This is a genomic window from Rossellomorea aquimaris TF-12 (assembly GCF_001648555.1).
GTDB lineage: Bacteria > Bacillota > Bacilli > Bacillales > Bacillaceae_B > Rossellomorea > Rossellomorea aquimaris.
Genome location: NZ_LQXM01000030.1, coordinates 1 through 14903, shown reverse-complemented (window position 1 = coordinate 14903; position 14903 = coordinate 1). Strand labels below are relative to the sequence as shown.

Here is a 14903-nt window from a genome sequence, read left to right as displayed (position 1 = left end):
AGGGGATTTCATTGAGGAAAAAAGGCTGGTCAATTTTAATGCTTGTCATCTTAGTCGTTTCGTCTGTCCTATATGGATGTGGCGGATCAGAAGGTTCTTCAGGTGACGGGAAAAAAGATAACGGAGATGCAAAAGTATTGATCTTTGGTCGCGGAGGAGATTCAGTTGGATTGGATCCAGGTACCGTGACAGATGGAGAATCATTTAAAGTAACGAAAAACATCTTTGAAACAATCGTTAAATTTGGTGAACAGGATACAGATGTTAACCCAGGGTTAGCAGAAGATTGGAAAGTATCTGAAGATGGTTTGACTTATAAATTTATGCTGCGTGAAGGAGTGAAATTCCAAGACGGTACAGATTTTAATGCTGATGCTGTTGTGAAAAACTTCGAACGCTGGATGAATGGAGACGCAGATAAATTCCCATACTACGGTTCAATGTTTGGTGGATTTAAAGGCGATGAAGGTCATGTAATTAAAGAAGTAAAAGCTGTAGATGAAAAAACAGTTGAATTTACACTTAAGCGTCCACAAGCTCCATTCTTAAAGAATGTCGCTATGAGTCCTTTCGCTATTGTAAGTCCTAAAGCGATTGACGAATTAGGTGACAAGCTTGCAGAAGGTCCTACTGATGCAGGTACAGGTCCTTTCAAATTCGTTGAATGGAAGCGTAATGACAAAATTGTTCTAGAAAAGAATGAAGACTATTGGAATAAAGATTTACCGAAATTAGATCAAGTAGTATTCAAATCTATCCCAGAAAACTCTGCTCGTCTTAATGCATTAATTTCTGGTGAAATCGATCTTGCTGATGGAGTTAACCCAAGTGATGCAAGTAAAGTAGATTCTGATGACAATTTACAATTATTCGAACGTCCATCCATGAACGTTGGATACTTAGGATTAACTTCAACTCGTGAGCCTTTTGATGATCCTAAAGTGCGTCAAGCTGTGAACTATGCTATTAATAAGCAAGAAATTATTGACGCTTTCTTCGAAGGAAAAGCAAACATTGCAAAGAATCCAATGCCTCCAGTAATTGCTGGATACAATGATGATGTTGAAGCATATGAATACAATCCTGAAAAAGCAAAAGAACTTCTTGCTGAAGCTGGACATCCAGATGGTTTTGAAATGGAACTATGGGCAATGCCTGTACCACGTCCATACATGCCGGACGGCCAAAAAGTTGCAGAAGCAATGCAAGCTGATTTAGCTGAGGTAGGAATTAAAGCGAAAATCGTATCTTACGAGTGGGCTACTTACCTGGAAAAAGCTAAAAACGGGGAAGCAGATGCATTCTTACTTGGCTGGACAGGTGATAACGGAGATGCTGATAACTTCTTATACGTTCTTCTTGATAAGGACAATATCGGAAGTAACAACTACTCTTACTACAGTAACGACAAAGTGCACGATATCTTAATTGATGCTCAAACAGAAGTGGATCCTGCAAAACGTGAAGAGTTATACAAACAAGCACAAGAAATTATCCATGAAGATGCTCCATGGGTACCAATTGCTCACTCTACACCACTACTTGCGGGTAGCTCAAAACTTAAAAACTTTAAACCACATCCAACTGGTTCTGACTGGTTAGGTGGAGTAGATATCGAATAGAAATAAGCAACAAACCTAGGGGAGATGTCTTTGATTCTCCCCTTTGTACATAGAAAAGCGGAAGGGCTTTGCTTAAGAGGCGACAAGCATTTCAGGGCAATCAGGAGAAGGCGTTTTTTGCCTTCAGCTGATTGGCATGAAATGACCTCGAGCCTCTAAGCCCTGTAGCTAGACAAATAGAAAAGCGGAGCCGACTGTTTTGGCCCGACAAGCACTTTGGGAAAATTCCAAAAAGCGCTCTATGCCTTATGGGATATTTCAAAAGTGACCTCGAGGGACACGGAGGCGAAGCTAGACTAATAGAAAACCAGCCTTGCTTAAGAGGCAACAAGCACTTCACGGCAACATCTATCAAGTAAGAGAATGAAAGATTCAAATAATAGAATCTCCTTTCAGAGAGGTGAACATGATGTTTCAATACACCATACGTCGATTATTACAACTTATACCCGTATTACTTGGGATGACACTTATCGTGTTTTTTATCATCCGGGCGATTCCAGGAGATCCTGCTCAGGTTATATTAGGACAACAAGCTTCAAAGGAAGCGGTTGAAGCATTAAGGGCTCAGTTAGGCCTTGATACTGTTTGGTATATACAATATTTTGATTACTTAAAAGGACTTTTAACAGGAGATTTAGGTAATTCTCTACGAACCAAAACGGAGGTTTCAAGTGAAATATGGCCATATCTGGCTGCCACGTTTGAATTAGCATTAGTTGCCATTATCGTTGCAGTAGTGATTGGTGTGAATGCAGGAATTATTAGTGCTTGGTTCCAAAATTCTTGGTTTGATTATACAGCTATGATCTTAGCTCTAATTGGAGTATCTATGCCTATTTTCTGGTTAGGGTTAATGGGCCAATGGATTTTTGGAATAGAATTGGATATTCTCCCTACCACAGGAAGGGAAAATATTCGAAACCCCATCGATTCCATTACGAATCTATATATCGTAGATACGATTATACAAGGTCGTTTTGACCAGCTTGGGGAAGTGTTTAAACACTTAGTTCTACCAGGTATTGCTTTAGCTACGATTCCTATGGCCATCATAGCTCGTATGACGCGTTCAAGTATGTTAGAAGTAATGCGCTCAGATTATATTCGTACAGCTCGGTCAAAAGGGTTGAAGATGTTTTGGGTTGTCTATAAGCATTCTTTGAAAAATGCCATCATTCCAGTATTAACGGTTATTGGTTTACAAATGGGTCTTCTTCTAGGAGGAGCTATCCTAACAGAAACCATATTTGGTTGGCCAGGAATTGGTCGCTATATCTATGAAGCGATCAGTTTTAGAGACTATCCTGTTGTACAGTCTGGAATATTAGTAGTAGCCACTATATTTGTATCAATTAACTTAATCGTTGACCTCTTATATGCAGCGGTCGACCCGCGTATTAAATACAACTAACATCAATAGAAGAAAGAGGTGAACTCTCATGGCAGAAGTAGCAGAACCGCAAAAAGAATTTAGTCCTTCGCTGCAAGAGGAAACCATATCTCCATGGAAGGAAGCTTGGAAGAGCTTTAAAAAGAATAAAGTTGCTCTTGTTGGCTTCTGTATTGTTCTATTTTTTGTCATCCTGGCCATTACTGCGCCTCTCATTGCTCCTCAAGGAATCAATGAACAGGACTTATCGAAGAGACTTCAAGCTCCTTCGTCTGAACATTGGTTAGGAACAGATGATTTTGGACGTGATATTTTATCAAGAATCATACATGGAGCCCGGATCTCATTATGGGTTGGATTCTTTGCCGTGATAGGTTCTTCTGTAGTAGGGAGCTTATTGGGAATCGTTGCTGGATACTATGGTCGATGGGTGGATACAATCATATCCCGTATCTTTGATATCATGTTAGCCTTCCCGAGTATATTACTTGCTATTGCCGTTGTAGCAGCACTTGGGCCATCCCTAAGAAATGCACTAATCGCCATTGCAATCATTAATATTCCAAACTTTGGTCGATTGATCAGGTCAAGAGTGTTAAGCGTAAAGCAAGAGGAATATGTAATGGCAGCAAAGGCTATTGGAATGAGTGATAGTCGCATTCTCTTTAGTCATGTGCTTCCGAATAGTATGGCACCGATTATTGTTCAAGGAACTCTTGCTATTGCTACAGCAATTATTGAGGCAGCAGCTCTTGGGTTCCTGGGATTAGGGGCTCAGGCACCTGAACCAGAATGGGGCAAGATGCTATCAGATGCAAGACAATTTATGCTTCAAGCACCTTGGACGATGATTTTCCCCGGACTAGCGATTATGCTGACTGTATTAGGGTTTAACCTAATGGGGGACGGACTTCGCGATGCACTTGATCCAAAAATGAAGAATTAAAAAAAGGAGCAAATGGTTTCAAACCATCTGCTCCTTTTTTAATTACTCTTCTTCTTCTTGAATCATTACCTCATTATCATCCTTGTGATAGGATTGGAAGCTTGTTATCAATTTTTCCAAATGCTCTAGGTGTTCATCGTATTCAAATATTGCTGAAAAAATGTGAAGCAGGTGGAAATTTTGAATATTATTGTCTTTGCTATGATTTTGAACTTCATCTAACATAATCTTCATGAGCTCTTTACGGTGTAGGCAAACATCCTGTTGAGCTTCAGACTCTGACTGTGGATGCATTTTGCCGATGAATTTTAAGAGAAGCTGTTCGTGATAGGTAAGGAGACAGTCAAGCTGTCCTTTAATGACACCACGAAGTTCATCGGGTAATTGAAAAATTTCGTTTTCATATCGATTCAATCTCTTAAGAATTTCTAATCCTCGGTTCGTTGAGGAGATCATTTGTCTATATATGACGAGTTTTCTACTTTTTACAACTGAGTTCTTCTTAAAATAATAACGTTCTTCTTTATATAGAAGGTACAGTTGATCAACCTTAATCAGCTTTTCTTTTAAGCGTTCAAGGTCTTTCTTTAATAAATGAAATTCCGTGGCATGTCTTGTACTTAACCGAATCCACTTTAGAATTTCTTCAGTAGAATCAGAGATTTTGTGATACAGTTTTGTTTCATACTTTGGTGGTAAAAAAATGAGATTAATAATGAAAGAGGAAAATACCCCGATCATAATAGTAGAAAATCGAATAAATGCAAATTGTATAAAGTCTTGGTTTGTTACTTCCATAATGGCAATGAGTGTTACCAGAGCTAGGCCAATCGTGTTTTCAAGCTTTAATTTTAATATAATGCCAATGGCTATAATAGCAGCAAGGCCAACTACAAGGGGATTGCTGCCAAATAAAAGTACAAAAATAACGGCTATACCAGCCCCAATGAGATTTGCTTGTATTTGTTCAATGATGGTTAAATACGATCGATAAATCGTAGGCTGAACAGCAAACACAGCTGCAATTCCGGCAAATACGGGAGAAGGTAAATTCAATAGCTGGGATACAAGTAAAGCTAATACAATCGCGATTCCTGTCTTAAGGATGCGAGCACCAAGTTTCATGGAAACAGGTCCTTTCTTGAAGTACTTTTTCATAAATAATAGTGTACTATACAGGTACTTTAAAACAATATCAATAGGCAAATGAAAATTAGTTTGTACCATTTGTGTACCATTATACAGGGTTTATTCAATCGTTTTAAGGTAGAAATCACAACACGGCCTAGAACAATTTCATAGAATACGAGAAACTTAATCCATAAAATAAAGGCTCGTACAGAGATTAACCTTCTGTTCGAGCCTTTAAAATTTTATAATTGAGCAAATGCTTTATCAACAGCCGTTAAGGTTTCTTCTATATCTTTTTCAGTATGAGCAATGGTGATAAACCAAGCTTCATATTTGGAAGGTGCAAGGTTAATCCCTTGATTCAACATTAATTTGAAAAATTTCGCAAAGGTTTCTCCATCGGTTGCTTCTGCTTGATCGTAGTTTTCAACTTTTTCTTTTGTAAAGTAAAGTGTAAGAGCTCCTTTAAGTCGGTTAATGGAAATAGGAGTGTTATGTTTTTCAGCAGCGGCTAAAATACCATCTTCCAGCATTTTTCCCAATTGATCCAGCTTGTCATACACGCCTTCTTCTTTTAATACCTCTAAACAAGCAATCCCTGATAGAATGGATGCGGGATTCCCAGCCATTGTTCCTGCCTGATAAGCAGGTCCAAGGGGAGCAACCTGTTCCATGATTTCAAGCTTTCCACCGTATGCACCGATGGGAAGACCTCCTCCGATAATCTTCCCAAGTGCTGTTAAATCGGGTTTTACATTTAACATGTCTTGTGCTCCTCCGAACATAAAACGAAAAGCAGTGATTACTTCATCATAAATGACAAGAGATCCAGCACTATGAGCAATTTCATTTACTTGCTCTAGGAAACCTTCCTTCGGTTCAACGATTCCAAAGTTTCCTACAATCGGCTCCACTAAAACGGCAGCAATTTGATCTCCCCATTTTTCCATTGCTTCTCTGAAAGGCTCGATGTCATTGAATGGGACGGTAATCACTTCCTGTGCAATACTCTTAGGCACTCCGGCAGAATCAGGTGTTCCTAATGTTGCAGGACCAGAACCTGCTGCCACAAGGACTAAATCGGAATGACCGTGGTAACAGCCGGCAAATTTAATCACTTTATCCTTGCCAGTATAAGCTCGTGCCACACGTATTGTTGTCATCACAGCTTCAGTACCTGAATTGACAAAACGGACCTTTTCCATATTAGGCATTGCTTCTTTAATCATCTTCGCAAATTTCACTTCATGGCGAGTTGGAGTTCCGTAAAGGACTCCATTTTCAGCAGCTGTTTTAATGGCTTCTGTTATATGGGGGTGGGCATGACCTGTAATAATTGGGCCATATGCTGCCAAATAATCGATGTAACGGTTTCCGTCTACGTCCCAGAAATAAGCTCCTTTTCCACGTTCCATGGCAACGGGTGATCCGCCGCCTACTGCTTTAAATGAACGGGATGGACTATTCACTCCCCCGACAATATGTTCTAGAGCTTCTTTATGTAAGGATTCTGATTGGGTATGATTCATAATTCTCCTCCTAATTTATTCTTAACTAATTTCCTTCATGTTCTATTGTAGTATGCTTATTTCCCCTTTAGCAAATAGGGGATAATAGGGAACACTATTTTGAAGCATAGTTTAAGTACTAGAACAAAACTATATGGTACACTATTTGTTGATTATTCGAGAAGTGAATTTTTTCTATATATAGATAAATGAAGGAGGCAGTAATATGAATGCCATTGAGGTAAAGCATTTACGAAAAGAGTTTAAAGCATTTTCCAGTCGCTCTGGATTAAAAGGAGCATTTAGAGATTTGTTTACTCGTAATTATAAAGTGTTGCAAGCAGTAAACGATGTATCCTTTAACGTAAAGCAAGGAGAGATGGTCGGTTATATTGGAGAAAATGGAGCTGGAAAATCCACGACCATTAAAATGCTGACAGGAATACTAACACCAAGTGATGGAGAACTGACGGTGAATGGAATGAATCCGCATCGTGATCGGGAAAAATTTGTTCAAACCATAGGGGTCGTTTTTGGACAACGATCTCAATTATGGTGGGATATTGCTGTTCAAGAATCCTTTCAACTCTTAAAAAAGGTGTACAAGGTTCCAGATCAACAATTTAAAGAACATATGGATCATGTGATTGAAACCCTTGATATAGCTCCACTACTTGATAAACCTGTACGGAAACTGTCCTTAGGTCAACGGATGAGATGTGAACTTGCCGCAGCACTCGTTCATAATCCTCCTCTATTGTTTCTGGATGAACCAACGATTGGTTTGGATGTTTTGGTAAAACTGAAGATTCGTAAATTCCTAAAAGAAATTAATGAAAAGTATAATACGACCATTCTTCTTACTACCCATGACTTATCGGATATTGAAGCCCTTTGTGAACGAGTTGTTATGCTTGATGAAGGTAAAATTATCTATGATGGAGCTTTAAGTCAACTAAAGGAAAACTGGGGGGATCAGAAGGAAGTCGTGTTTCAATTTCTAGAAGATACTTCTATTTCAGCATTAACTGAATTGACGCAGGACCTTAAAATCGAATGGATATTCGATGATAAAAAGCAAAGCTATGCTGCCATCACTGAAGCTGATGATGAGGTGATTTCTCAGCTGATATCGAAGGTTGTGTCAACAATCAAAGTCAAAGATATGAAAATTGAGGAAACAACAACTGAGGAAATCATTCGAAACATTTATGAAAAGGGATCGGTATCAAAGTGAAGGATATGATGCTAAAAATAGGAGGTTACTATGGCAAAATACATCGAAATGATTCGTATCCGCTTTTTAATGATGCTCGCTTACAGAACGAATTATTATAGTGGAATTCTAATTTATAGTATTAATATTGGAGCGTATTATTTTTTGTGGCAGGCGATCTATGGTGGGAAAGAAGACATCGAAGGACTCTCTGTTGTTCAAATGACCACTTATGTAGCAGTTTCATGGATGGCACGAGCTTTTTACTTTAATAATATTGACCGTGAAATTGCCCAAGAAATCAAAGAGGGGAAAGTAGCAGTTGAACTTATTAGGCCTTATAACTACTTAGGAATGAAAACGATGCAAGGGTTAGGAGAAGGGATTTTTAGACTGGTGTTCTTTTCTTTTCCCGGGATGATTATTGTGGGCTTTGTCTTCCCGCTGCAATTTGGTTCTGGTCTTGATACTTGGGGATTGTTTGGGATATCGATTTTATTCAGTTTTATTATCAACACCCAAATAAACTTGTTAACAGGTATTACAACATTCTTCTTATTTAATAACGATGGACTCATTCGTGCAAAGCGAGTAGTCATTGATTTGTTTTCAGGTCTGTTATTGCCGATTCACTTTTTTCCCTTATGGGCTCAAAATGTAATGGAGTACCTGCCTTTCCAAAGTATTAGCTATGTACCAAGTATGATTTTTACAAATGGATTTACATCATCTGAAGCATTCAATGCTATTTTAATGCAGGGAGTGTGGACGTTGGTTCTGTTTATTCCAATTCAAGTTCTATGGGTTATCGCAAAAAAACAAATGATTATTCAGGGAGGGTGACAAATGTTTTATTTAAAGATGTTTTTTCAATATGTCGCCCAATATATGAAAATCAGACTGCAATACAGAGCGGATTTAATTGTAGAAATTCTCTCTGATTTATTGTTTCAAGCCGTCAATTTAGTCTTCATTCTTGTAGTGTTTGGACATACGCAGCTACTTAGTGGGTGGACACGTGATGAGATTATTTTTATTTATGGATTCTTTTTGGTCCCCTTCGCGCTCTTTACTTCATTTTTCAACATTTGGGATTTTAATGACCGATACGTTGTGAAGGGAGAATTTGACCGAATTTTAACAAGGCCTATTCATAGTTTATTTCAAGTGATATTAGAACGAATGGAGTTAGAGTCATTATTCGGTGTGATTACAGGTCTTGCTGTTATGTTTTACGCAGGAAATAGACTCGATATTACCTTCGAATGGTATGAGCCGTTTCTATTTATTACCTTTGTGTTGGGTGGTGCCCTTGTTTATGCAGGGATCTTTATTGCTTTGGCAAGTATCGCCTTCTGGTCAGATGCTAAAACATCTATTATGCCTATGATGTATAACATTGGGAACTATGGAAGGTACCCGGTAGATATTTATAATAAGGTTATTCGATTTATCTTGACGTGGATTTTACCGTTTGCCTTTGTAGGGGTTTATCCTTCTGCCTTTTTCTTAGAGAAAACAGAATGGTACACCTATTCCTTTCTGACACCACTGGTTGGAGTCGGCTTCTTTCTCTTTTCAATCGTGCTGTGGAATGAAGGAGTAAAGAGATATAGAGGTGCAGGAAACTAGCATTTTTTCAGCATATAAAGCGTACATATACTATGACAAGCGTTGAAAAGAGGGTATAGGTATGCTTTATATTATGGGAATTCTCATCCTTTTTTGCATGATCATGAGTTTGAGAGCTTTGTTTTATCCTTCAAAATGGAAAGGGCATCACGTTTCCTTTCATCATTTTATGTTTCTGGGAATGAGCTATATCACAATAATGATAGGGTTTGGGTTATTGTTTACTCTTTTAGAATTAGAGGGGATTCCGATTCTCATTGAAAACGGAATGGCGGTTTCTGGCGACTTCTTGGATTATTTCTTCACGACAATGTATTTTAGTGGAATCACTCTTTTCTCAGTTGGATACGGAGATGTTACACCCGTGGGGATTGGTAGGGGAATTGCTTTAATTGAGTCATGGCTTGGTTACACGATTCCAGCTGCATTTGTCGTCAAATCCTTTTTGAACTATGAAAGAAAATAGCGTAACGTTTGAGTTTTCTCCTCCTAATGGGTACTCTAGTAATACAGAATATTTTATTGGAGGGGAATGTAAATGACAGTAGAAACAGGTCAAAAAGCACCAGCATTTGAATTGGTTGCAAGTAACGGAGAAAAGGTAAAGCTATCTGATTACAAAGGGAAAAATGTCGTTCTATATTTTTACCCAAAAGACATGACGCCTGGCTGTACCACTGAGGCATGTGATTTTAGAGATCAGCATGAAAACTTTGAGGACCTTGATGCAGTGATTCTCGGTGTAAGTCCTGATCCTGTTGAAAGACACGAAAAGTTTGTAGACAAGCATGGACTTCCATTTCTATTACTTGTCGATGAAGATCATAAAGTAGCAGAGGAATATGGTGTTTGGAAGCTTAAGAACAACTTTGGAAAAGAATATATGGGAATCGAGCGTTCTACATTTATTATTGATAAAGAAGGTAACCTTTCAAAGGAATGGAGAAAGGTAAAAGTAAAGGGACATGTGGAAGAAGCTCTTCATTATATACAAGAAAACCTTTCCTAAGCCTATTTTAAAGCCTATTTTAAAAAGGATGAGTATTCTGTCCATTCACAAATTGTTGAAGGACATATAGTAAGAGTAGGGCAACCTCCTCAAATAAGTCAGTCTCATCCGTTGAAGGATCGACTATTGTCGGTCCTCTTTTTTATTGGTTCTGGGGGCACCTCTGGCTTCTGCTGTAATCCCCTCTGTGCTTCTCCATTTTTACGGCAAACGCTAGCTGCAAGCGAAGCAGGTTCACTCAGCATCCAACACACACTTGTCAAAAAGAGCCTGATAAAAAGATGCCCATGTTCCAGAAAAATGTTATAAGTAGGGGATTTTAATTTCACTATGATAATATAAATGTAACAGGGATTTTGGGAGGATTAGTAATGAAAGTTATCGTAACCTTTAAACCTAAGGAAGAGTTTAGAGAAGATCTGCAAAAGTCCTTTCCTGAGGTTGAATTCTTATTTTATAGAACAATTGAAGATAGTAGAGACGAACTCCCAAATGCAGAAGTCATCGTTACTATGGGAGAAGATTTGACGGATGAACATATTGAAATGAGCCAGAATTTAAAATGGATCATGGTCACTTCTGCTGGCTTGGAAAAAATGCCGTTCCAATCCATTAAAGAACGAGGGATATTGGTAACAAATGCAAAAGGAATACATAAGATTCCCATGGCGGAGTTTACATTCGGTCTCATGCTCCAGCATGCTAAACAGTTACAAGCCGTATTGGATCAAGAAAAAGAAGCGGTATGGAGTAGAAGACTCCCTACGACAGAACTTCATGGATCCTCTCTACTAGTAATTGGAGCAGGTGCCATTGGGGGAGAGATTGCCAGGATAGCGAAAGCTTTTCAGATGAAGGTAAGCGGGGTAAACTCAAATGCAAAGCCTGCTCAGTACTTTGACAACATGTTTACGCTAGAAACATTTGAGGAACAACTTCCACATGCAGACTACGTAGTAGCTGTTCTCCCAAGTACAGAAAGCACAAAATCTTTCATTGGGGTTAAACACTTTAAGAAAATGAAAGATTCTAGTGTTTTTATCAATATTGGTCGAGGAGATCTTGTTAGTGAGGATGTGTTGACAGAGGTAGTGAAATCCCAGTTGATAGGTCATATTTACCTTGATGTTTTCAAGGATGAACCTTTACCGAAGGATCATCCATTTTGGAAGGAAGAAGGCATAACAGTTACACCTCATCTCTCAAGCATTACAAAAAATTACTTACCAAGAGCATTTGATATATTTAAACAGAACTTAATAACATATAGTAAGAACAATGAAGAATTTATCAATATTGTTGATGTTGAAAGGGGATATTAAGATGAAAATATATACGAAAACAGGGGATAAAGGAACAACTTCACTTGTATACGGTACACGTGTTTCAAAAAAAGATCAGCGAGTTGAGGCATATGGAACCTGTGATGAAGCAAATTCCATGATAGGCTTAGGGTTAAGCTATCTAAAGGTAGAGTACTTCGATGGGAAAGAATCCTTTGAAGCTTTTTTTCATAAAGTTCAAACAATCCTTTTTCATGTTGGAGCAGAGCTTGCTACGCCTGAAGGAAAAGAAGTAAAGTGGAAACTGGAAGAATCGAATATTTCAGAACTAGAAGAACAAATTGATTTTCTGGATGGAACCTTAACACCTCTAAGCAATTTCATTCTCCCTGGTGGTCATCCTGCTGGAGCAGCATTACACACCGCCAGAACAATTGTGAGAAGAGCAGAAAGAGAAGCAGTTGGGATAGATGAGAATATTAATCCCCTTGTGCTTTCATACTTAAATCGATTATCGGACTACCTATTTGTTGCAGGCAGGTATATTAACCAACAACTAGGAGAACAAGAGAAAAATCTGCATGAGTGAATAGTTAGAAAGATTGACAAATAGGACCTGTGATTAGTACACTATTTATAAAGATTATAAAATAATAATTCTTATGAAAAGAGGTGCATGGCGATGTTAGAAGAAGGGCAATTAAAAGAAGCGATTTCTACATTGAAGGAAACGGGAGTCCGGATAACTCCGCAACGTCATGCGATTTTAGAGTATCTCATTGAATCAATGGCTCATCCAACAGCTGATGATATTTATAAAGCACTCGAAGGGAAATTTCCCAATATGAGTGTGGCTACTGTATATAATAATTTACGAGTCTTCCGTGAAGTTGGCTTAGTAAAAGAGTTAACTTACGGTGATGCTTCTAGTCGCTTTGACTTTGTCACAACAGATCATTATCACGTTATCTGCGATGGCTGTGGAAAGATCGTTGATTTCCACTACCCTGGATTAGATGAAGTAGAGCAACTTGCTTCTCATGTAACAGGATTTAAAGTGAATAATCACCGTATGGAAATATATGGTACATGTTCTGAATGCTCGAAAAAAGAAACACACTAGAAGAATGGTTCAAATGAACCATTCTTTTTTTGCTCAGATGTAACAAAAAAAGGACTGTTCAGGAAGAGTATTCTTGAACAGTCCTTACTTTATTCATTACATTTTCTTCTTATTATATTCTTCATTGAATTCTTCGCCTTCTAAATTAGGGTCCAACGTTAGAGGCTCATTACAATACATACACATGTCTACACGGCCAAGAACCTTTGTTACTTTCCCGCAATTGGGACATGTAACCTGCACAGCTTTGGTTGAAAGCATTCCAATCCAAAAGTAAACTACAGTACTCCCAATAATGCCCAGAAAACCCAGTAGCATGAATGTTGTCATTACCCACGGATGTTCTCTAAAATATATACCGACGTACATAATAATAAATCCTATGAAAACTAAGCTTAAGGCAAAGGTCCGGATTTTATTAATTTTACTTGAATATTTCTTAGTCATGTTTGTCCCTCCTAAAAAAATACTATACCATATTTGTTGAAAAGAGGGGATATTAAAACCGTTTGTCGAAAAATGACTATATTATGAGAAGGAAATCATCATTGAATGTCGAAATAGTAACCAACCAATGATTGATGTGGAGGAGTATTTTATGGAAGACATTTTGCGCCCTTTATACCAAGAGCGAACAAGCCACCCAAATACATTAGGTGTAATCCTAATTGAACAAAGCAAGAAATCTAGTCCGTTGACTGATACATTTGATATTGTCCTATTTTTAATTGTAAAAGAAGCTGATGAGCCAGTATTTATAAAACATTATTCATATAAGGAGCAAAAAGCTGCCTTACATATCGTAACAGAAGAAAAGTTGAAGGAATGGATATTACTTGGCTCGAACCGAAAAGTGATCGATTGGCTCTTTAATGGAAAAGTGTTGTTTGATCGTAATGAGTATATTCAAAACTTAAAGACTGAACTGAGAGATTTCCCTTTCTATGGTAGAAAGATCAAGATGGGGTTAGAATTTGGAAAGCTGATACGCCGTTACATGGATGGAAAAGTATTCTTTGAGAGTAAACATTATTTGGATGCTTATAATCATATTGTACATTCATTACATCATTTAGCGAGATTGGCGGTAATAGAAAATGGATTCCACCCTGAAGTAACAGTATGGAATCAAGTGAAACAAATAGAGCCCGAAATTTATAAACTCTATGAAGAGTTGGTTACGAGTGATGAAGAAATTGAAAAAAGACTAGAGTTATTGTTTTTAGCTAGCGAATTTCTTATTCATTCAAGAACAAAGGTTTCTTCAGAACATCTATTAAGTATTTTGGAACAGAGGGATTATTGGACGTTCCAAGATCTACTGAATCATTCAGAAGCAAAACATTACTCTGTGGATTTGAGCATGTTAATAGAGTTTTTAACAGATAGAGGATTAATTGATATTGTAGATGTAGAAACAAAGGGTCAAGGTGTTTTTCATAGATATTATCGCGTATCAAAGAAATTATAGTAAAATATCATTTTTATATTGACTTCAATTTTCAACCTTGGTATAGTTGTAAATGTCGCTGCTGAACGACATCATTGAGCGGTCAGTGGCGACTCAAAAAAATACAAAAAAGTTGTTGACACGAAAAAGTGACAATGATATGATAGTTAGGTCGCTTCAAAACGAAGCACTTAACAAATTGAACCTTGAAAACTGAACAAAACAAGACAAAACGTCAACGTTAATTCTAGATTTACAAGTAACACAAGAGCTATTCAAACTTTTATCGGAGAGTTTGATCCTGGCTCAGGACGAACGCTGGCGGCGTGCCTAATACATGCAAGTCGAGCGGATTGATGGGAGCTTGCTCCCTGATATCAGCGGCGGACGGGTGAGTAACACGTGGGTAACCTGCCTGTAAGATTGGGATAACTCCGGGAAACCGGGGCTAATACCGAATAATTCATTTCCTCGCATGAGGAAATGTTGAAAGGTGGCTTTTAGCTACCACTTACAGATGGACCCGCGGCGCATTAGCTAGTTGGTGAGGTAACGGCTCACCAAGGCGACGATGCGTAGCCGACCTGAGA

General features: G+C 38.2%; 15 protein-coding genes and 1 rRNA gene. 13 read left to right on the top strand and 3 right to left on the bottom strand.

What is annotated here, in order from left to right:
- Window positions 1–38 precede the first annotated feature (38 nt).
- From IQI_RS17345 to nikC, 3 genes are all read left to right on the top strand, one after another.
- Complete coding sequence (locus tag IQI_RS17345; RefSeq protein WP_064094434.1) at window positions 39–1622, top strand: ABC transporter substrate-binding protein; 1584 nt, start codon at window positions 39–41, stop codon at window positions 1620–1622.
- Between the two features lie 409 nt (window positions 1623–2031).
- Complete coding sequence (locus IQI_RS17340; protein WP_064093935.1) at window positions 2032–3036, top strand: ABC transporter permease; 1005 nt, start codon at window positions 2032–2034, stop codon at window positions 3034–3036.
- A 28-nt stretch (window positions 3037–3064) separates the two neighbouring features.
- Window positions 3065–3961 carry a nickel transporter permease gene (gene nikC, locus IQI_RS17335; RefSeq protein WP_064093934.1) on the top strand — a complete coding sequence of 299 codons (897 nt, stop codon included), beginning with the start codon at window positions 3065–3067 and terminating at the stop codon, window positions 3959–3961.
- Between the two features lie 42 nt (window positions 3962–4003).
- On the opposite strand, the gene IQI_RS17330 is transcribed toward nikC, so the two are convergent.
- Window positions 4004–5086, bottom strand: a complete 1083-nt coding sequence (locus IQI_RS17330; protein WP_064094433.1) for an FUSC family protein — start codon at window positions 5084–5086, stop codon at window positions 4004–4006.
- Between the two features lie 248 nt (window positions 5087–5334).
- Window positions 5335–6621: a glutamate-1-semialdehyde 2,1-aminomutase gene (locus IQI_RS17325; RefSeq protein WP_064093933.1), complete on the bottom strand. Its 1287-nt coding sequence runs from the start codon at window positions 6619–6621 to the stop codon at window positions 5335–5337.
- A gap of 205 nt (window positions 6622–6826) precedes the next feature.
- Here IQI_RS17325 and IQI_RS17320 point away from each other — a divergent pair, with 205 nt between their 5' ends.
- The 8 genes from IQI_RS17320 (at window position 6827) to perR (ending at window position 12863) form a co-directional block, all read left to right on the top strand.
- Window positions 6827–7837 (top strand): ABC transporter ATP-binding protein, encoded by a 1011-nt coding sequence (locus IQI_RS17320; RefSeq protein ID WP_064093932.1) that lies wholly within the window; start codon window positions 6827–6829, stop codon window positions 7835–7837.
- A gap of 30 nt (window positions 7838–7867) precedes the next feature.
- Window positions 7868–8659 carry an ABC transporter permease gene (locus IQI_RS17315; protein ID WP_064093931.1) on the top strand — a complete coding sequence of 264 codons (792 nt, stop codon included), beginning with the start codon at window positions 7868–7870 and terminating at the stop codon, window positions 8657–8659.
- 3 nt (window positions 8660–8662) lie between these two features.
- A complete protein-coding gene (locus IQI_RS17310) occupies window positions 8663–9448 on the top strand; it encodes an ABC transporter permease (RefSeq protein WP_064093930.1) in 786 nt (261 codons plus the stop codon).
- 61 nt (window positions 9449–9509) lie between these two features.
- Entirely contained in the window at window positions 9510–9914 is a 405-nt protein-coding gene (locus IQI_RS17305) for an ion channel (RefSeq protein WP_064093929.1), read from the top strand.
- Window positions 9915–9986: 72 nt separating this feature from the next.
- Window positions 9987–10457, top strand: a complete 471-nt coding sequence (bcp, locus tag IQI_RS17300; RefSeq protein ID WP_064093928.1) for a thioredoxin-dependent thiol peroxidase — start codon at window positions 9987–9989, stop codon at window positions 10455–10457.
- A gap of 371 nt (window positions 10458–10828) precedes the next feature.
- Window positions 10829–11779, top strand: a complete 951-nt coding sequence (locus tag IQI_RS17295) for a D-2-hydroxyacid dehydrogenase (protein WP_064093927.1) — start codon at window positions 10829–10831, stop codon at window positions 11777–11779.
- Window position 11780: 1 nt separating this feature from the next.
- Complete coding sequence (locus IQI_RS17290) at window positions 11781–12329, top strand: cob(I)yrinic acid a,c-diamide adenosyltransferase (protein ID WP_064093926.1); 549 nt, start codon at window positions 11781–11783, stop codon at window positions 12327–12329.
- A 93-nt stretch (window positions 12330–12422) separates the two neighbouring features.
- Entirely contained in the window at window positions 12423–12863 is a 441-nt protein-coding gene (gene perR / locus IQI_RS17285) for a peroxide-responsive transcriptional repressor PerR (RefSeq protein WP_156509941.1), read from the top strand.
- A 96-nt stretch (window positions 12864–12959) separates the two neighbouring features.
- On the opposite strand, the gene IQI_RS17280 is transcribed toward perR, so the two are convergent.
- Entirely contained in the window at window positions 12960–13310 is a 351-nt protein-coding gene (locus IQI_RS17280; RefSeq protein ID WP_064093924.1) for a YgzB family protein, read from the bottom strand.
- 151 nt (window positions 13311–13461) lie between these two features.
- On the opposite strand from IQI_RS17280, the gene IQI_RS17275 reads away from it, so the two are divergent.
- Both IQI_RS17275 and IQI_RS17270 read left to right on the top strand, forming a co-directional pair.
- Complete coding sequence (locus tag IQI_RS17275) at window positions 13462–14334, top strand: nucleotidyltransferase-like protein (RefSeq protein WP_064093923.1); 873 nt, start codon at window positions 13462–13464, stop codon at window positions 14332–14334.
- 262 nt (window positions 14335–14596) lie between these two features.
- A 16S ribosomal RNA gene (locus tag IQI_RS17270) occupies window positions 14597–14903 on the top strand; the annotation flags it as partial.

What these genes read in the sequence shown, in the direction of transcription:
- IQI_RS17330 (WP_064094433.1), bottom strand. Translation starts at nt 5,086, where the DNA reads ATGAAACTTGGTGCTCGCATCCTTAAGACAGGAATCGCGATTGTATTA.
- IQI_RS17280 (WP_064093924.1), bottom strand. Translation starts at nt 13,310, where the DNA reads ATGACTAAGAAATATTCAAGTAAAATTAATAAAATCCGGACCTTTGCC.
- IQI_RS17275 (WP_064093923.1), top strand. Translation starts at nt 13,462, where the DNA reads ATGGAAGACATTTTGCGCCCTTTATACCAAGAGCGAACAAGCCACCCA.
- IQI_RS17320 (WP_064093932.1), top strand. Translation starts at nt 6,827, where the DNA reads ATGAATGCCATTGAGGTAAAGCATTTACGAAAAGAGTTTAAAGCATTT.
- IQI_RS17290 (WP_064093926.1), top strand. Translation starts at nt 11,781, where the DNA reads ATGAAAATATATACGAAAACAGGGGATAAAGGAACAACTTCACTTGTA.
- IQI_RS17295 (WP_064093927.1), top strand. Translation starts at nt 10,829, where the DNA reads ATGAAAGTTATCGTAACCTTTAAACCTAAGGAAGAGTTTAGAGAAGAT.
- IQI_RS17315 (WP_064093931.1), top strand. Translation starts at nt 7,868, where the DNA reads ATGGCAAAATACATCGAAATGATTCGTATCCGCTTTTTAATGATGCTC.
- nikC (WP_064093934.1), top strand. Translation starts at nt 3,065, where the DNA reads ATGGCAGAAGTAGCAGAACCGCAAAAAGAATTTAGTCCTTCGCTGCAA.
- IQI_RS17345 (WP_064094434.1), top strand. Translation starts at nt 39, where the DNA reads ATGCTTGTCATCTTAGTCGTTTCGTCTGTCCTATATGGATGTGGCGGA.
- IQI_RS17305 (WP_064093929.1), top strand. Translation starts at nt 9,510, where the DNA reads ATGCTTTATATTATGGGAATTCTCATCCTTTTTTGCATGATCATGAGT.
- bcp (WP_064093928.1), top strand. Translation starts at nt 9,987, where the DNA reads ATGACAGTAGAAACAGGTCAAAAAGCACCAGCATTTGAATTGGTTGCA.
- perR (WP_156509941.1), top strand. Translation starts at nt 12,423, where the DNA reads ATGTTAGAAGAAGGGCAATTAAAAGAAGCGATTTCTACATTGAAGGAA.
- IQI_RS17325 (WP_064093933.1), bottom strand. Translation starts at nt 6,621, where the DNA reads ATGAATCATACCCAATCAGAATCCTTACATAAAGAAGCTCTAGAACAT.
- IQI_RS17310 (WP_064093930.1), top strand. Translation starts at nt 8,663, where the DNA reads ATGTTTTATTTAAAGATGTTTTTTCAATATGTCGCCCAATATATGAAA.
- IQI_RS17340 (WP_064093935.1), top strand. Translation starts at nt 2,032, where the DNA reads ATGTTTCAATACACCATACGTCGATTATTACAACTTATACCCGTATTA.